This window comes from Candidatus Infernicultor aquiphilus (genome assembly GCF_002784285.1).
Lineage (GTDB): Bacteria > Atribacterota > Phoenicimicrobiia > Phoenicimicrobiales > Phoenicimicrobiaceae > Infernicultor > Infernicultor aquiphilus.
On record NZ_PFKO01000077.1, the window covers coordinates 494 to 4277 of the forward strand.

Consider the following 3784-nt stretch of genomic DNA (forward strand, 5'->3'; position numbering starts at 1 on the left):
CTCTCATAATTTTCACTTATCTTTCGAGAGAATAGGGGATGGTCTCTCCTGATGATTACTTGATGAAATATCTGGTTTTCATCCAGATAGGTAGAGCCTCCTCCTACTTCTCTCCTCATCACCGGAATATTTGCCTTTTTGCAAAATTGGAGGTCTGCTTCTTCTTCCGCATTTTGAAAATATCCTATGCTGGCTAAAGGAATTTTCGGAGAAACCAACACTAAAGCTTCTATTCCCATCCGGGCCAGAAGATGGAAAAAAAGCATAGATTGCTGCCCGGGAAGTTTATCTAAATTAAATAGATACATTACTTATTTTTTCTCCTTGGCATGTTTGGCTATTTCTCCCTTTAACCACTCCACCGCTTTTTCTCCCTTCATTAAATTAGCCAGCTCGGCAGAGTCGCTCATCTTCATCTCAAAAATCCATCCCTCACCATAAGGGTCCTTATTGATCAGGGTAGGGTCATCCTCAGCGTCTTCATTGATACTGATTACCTCACCAGAAACGGGGGCATATATCTTGCCTAACCATTTTCCGGTCTCATACCTACCCACCACTTTATCCTGATTTACCTGGCCTCCTTCTTCAGGCATTTCAATATAACTTATCTCCCCGGCAAGTTTCTGAGAAAAATCGCTTAAACCCACTTTAACTTTATCTCCTTCCACTTTTGCCCACATATGTTCTTGGTGATAATAGAGCTCCTCAGGCATATCATAATCTTCTACTTTAGTCATTTTTTCCTCCTTATTGTAATAGTTCCTAATAGTTAGTTTTTCTAAAAGTCCCTTTTCCCCCCTCTAATCCTAGGTTTTTGTTTTTTTTCTTTCAGGGAAGATTACCTATTGCTCCTTATTAGACTATTTTACAAATTTATTTAGCGTACTTGGGCGGTTCCGTCTCATAAAAATTATTTCCTGCCGCATCTATCACTACAATTACTGGAAAATCTTCCACGTAGTAACGGTGAATAGCCTCTGCACCTAAATCTTCATAAGCTACAACCTCTGATTTTTTTATGCTTTTAGCAATGAGAGCTGCCGCCCCACCAACAGCGTGAAAATAAACTGCGTTATTCTTTTTCATACTCTCAATTACTTCCTTAGAACGAAGTCCTTTACCAATCATCCCCTTAAGTCCTTTATCGAGGAGTGCTGGAGTATAGGGATCCATGCGATAACTGGTAGTTGGACCGGCAGAACCGCAAGCATAACCAGGCTTAGCAGGAGCTGGACCAACATAGTAAATAATCTGATTCTTAATCTCCAGGGGTAACTTCTCTCCTTTCTGTAGAAGAGAGAATAACCGTTTATGTGCTGCATCTCTACCGGTGTAGATATACCCGGTAATACTTACCCTATCCCCCGCTTTTAAATTAGAAACCACCTCATCCGTTAACGGAGTAACAATCTTTACAATTTTTGCCATTTCTCATCCTCCTTTACAAAATCCCTTCTGCATGACGAGCTGCGTGACAGCAAACATTCACCGCTACCGGCATACCAGCAATGTGTGTAGGAGTATATTCAATATTTACTGCCAAGGCTGTAGTTCTTCCGCCTAATCCCGCAGGTCCAATTCCTAAATTGTTTATTTGTTCTAAAATCTCCTTTTCCATCTGGGCGTATCGTTCATCCTGATGGTATTCTCCAATTTTACGAAAAAGTGCCTTTTTAGCGATAACCAAAGCCTTATCTGCAGTCCCCCCGATACCTACACCTACGATAGTGGGTGGGCAAGGGTTAGGACCAGCCTTCTTTATAGTATCTACTACAAATTTTTTAATTCCTTCTGGTCCATCAGCAGGTTTCATCATAGCTAAGGCACTCATATTCTCACTGCCAAATCCCTTAGGAGTAACCATAAATTTAATCTTATCTCCAGGAACAATATCGGTATATATAATCGCTGGGGTATTCGTTCCCGTATTTTTTCGGGCAAATACCGGGTCATCTACCATAGATTTCCTTAAATATCCTTCCCTATAAGCTTCCTTAACTCCTTCATTAACTGCCTCCCGGAAATTTCCCCCCAGGATATAAACCTCCTGACCTAGCTCCACATATAAAACAGCCAAACCGGTATCCTGGCAGATAGCAATCTCTTCCTCGGAAGCTATTTTGTAATTCTCGATTAACATATCCAGCACTGAACAACCAATCTCTGAAACCTCCCTTTCTCGTGCTTCTTTTAGCGCGGTTAAAACATCTTCTCCGATATGGTAATTTGCTCTTAAAAATAGCTCCTTAACCTTCTTTTTAATTCTTTCGGTCTCTATCTTACGCATTTATCTATCTCCTTTTCCCCATTGGACAGTTTTTTATTCTGGAGGAAGCTGAATAAAACCTTTTTCCATATGAAGTTTAGTAATCCCCTGGGACTTTTTTATAGCTGAAGAAGCAAGTTCTCTTAACTCCTCCTTACTCCTCTTTATTCTGGCTACTCCCTGCTCTATAGCCTTCAAGCCTACGGCTACCGCTTCCTGAATAAACATCTCTGTTTCTCCCATAGTGGGGATTATATATTCTTCATTCAATCCCCTTCCTTCTGCATAATTAGATATAGCCCTTGCGGCAGTAATACACATTTCATCGGTTATACTTCTTGCGCCCACATCCAAAGCGCCCCTAAACATAGCAGGAAATCCAAGAGAATTATTCACCTGATTAGGAAAATCGGAACGACCGGTAGCTACAATTCTTGCTCCGGCTTCTTTTGCTTCCCAGGGCCATATTTCAGGAATAGGATTAGCACAGACAAAAACAATGGCATCCTTAGCCATACCAGCAATTTCCTCTTTCTTTATTGTACCGGGACCAGACTTGGATAAAGCAATACAAACATCAGCTTTTTTAAGAGCTTCTTTCATATCACCCGTCCTTCCCTCCTTATTCGTCTTCTCACATATATTCCATTTGGTAGGCTCTTTCTTTAATTCTATTCTCCCCTGGTGAAGAATCCCTTTACTATCTACCATGATCATTTTTTCTGGATTCGCTCCAGCTAACATTATGTACTTGGAGTTGTTCATATTTGCTGCCCCTGCGCCAATGAAAGTAATGGAGACATCTTCTATCTTTTTATCCACCACCTTCAAGGCACTAATTAACCCGGCTAAGGTAACCAGAGCTGTTCCTTGCTGATCATCATGCCAGACCGGAATATCTAACTCTTTCTGTAATCTCTCCAGAATATAAAAACATTTTGGCTTAGCAATATCTTCCAGGTTTATAGCTCCAAAGGTGGGAGCAAGCCATTTAACTGCAGTAATTATCTCCTCAGGGTCTTTAGTATCTAAACAGATGGGAAATGCATCTACTCCCCCCAAATATTTAAATAGCATCCCTTTACCTTCCATTACCGGAAGAGCTGCTTCAGGCCCTATATCCCCCAAACCAAGGACTCTTGTCCCATCGGTAACCACAGCCACAAAATTTCCTTTATTGGTGTGTTCATATACCTTATTTTTATTTTTTTGAATGTCCAGGCAGGGTTCTGCTACACCAGGAGTATACCAGATCGCAAAATCTTGGTAACTTCTCACCGGGGCTTTAATCTCTATACCTATTTTACCCCGATAAAACGGATGATACTTCATGGCGAACATCTTCGGTTCATTAGCCTTTGCCAAAAGCTCCTCTTTAGTTAATTTTTTATTCATCATACTCTCCTTCTCTCCTTTAAAAATTTTATTTGTTTACTGTTTACTGGGGTCAATGGGCTGGGTGGGCTGGGGTCAAATCTTTATTCTTGACACTTAACTGTCAAGAATAAAGATTTG

At 40.8% G+C, this 3784-nt stretch carries 5 protein-coding genes; all 5 read right to left on the reverse strand.

Annotated elements, in window-relative coordinates; genetic code table 11:
* Positions 1 to 308, reverse strand: a 308-nt coding sequence (locus COZ07_RS02120; protein WP_406606946.1) for a lipoyl protein ligase domain-containing protein, incomplete at its 3' end; no start/stop codon positions are given.
* Between the two features lie 3 nt (positions 309 to 311).
* Positions 312 to 740, reverse strand: a complete 429-nt coding sequence (gcvH, locus tag COZ07_RS02125) for a glycine cleavage system protein H (RefSeq protein WP_406606947.1) — start codon at positions 738 to 740, stop codon at positions 312 to 314.
* Positions 741 to 876: 136 nt separating this feature from the next.
* Positions 877 to 1431, reverse strand: a complete 555-nt coding sequence (locus COZ07_RS02130; RefSeq protein ID WP_406606948.1) for a Fe-S-containing hydro-lyase — start codon at positions 1429 to 1431, stop codon at positions 877 to 879.
* A gap of 13 nt (positions 1432 to 1444) precedes the next feature.
* The gene (locus COZ07_RS02135; protein WP_406606949.1) at positions 1445 to 2290 is read right to left on the reverse strand and encodes a fumarate hydratase; all 846 of its coding nucleotides are present in this window, start codon (positions 2288 to 2290) and stop codon (positions 1445 to 1447) included.
* Between the two features lie 33 nt (positions 2291 to 2323).
* Entirely contained in the window at positions 2324 to 3664 is a 1341-nt protein-coding gene (locus COZ07_RS02140; RefSeq protein WP_406606950.1) for an NADP-dependent malic enzyme, read from the reverse strand.
* Positions 3665 to 3784: the final 120 nt, after the last annotated feature.

What these genes read in the sequence shown, in the direction of transcription:
- COZ07_RS02135 (WP_406606949.1), bottom strand. Translation starts at nt 2,290, where the DNA reads ATGCGTAAGATAGAGACCGAAAGAATTAAAAAGAAGGTTAAGGAGCTA.
- COZ07_RS02140 (WP_406606950.1), bottom strand. Translation starts at nt 3,664, where the DNA reads ATGAATAAAAAATTAACTAAAGAGGAGCTTTTGGCAAAGGCTAATGAA.
- COZ07_RS02130 (WP_406606948.1), bottom strand. Translation starts at nt 1,431, where the DNA reads ATGGCAAAAATTGTAAAGATTGTTACTCCGTTAACGGATGAGGTGGTT.
- gcvH (WP_406606947.1), bottom strand. Translation starts at nt 740, where the DNA reads ATGACTAAAGTAGAAGATTATGATATGCCTGAGGAGCTCTATTATCAC.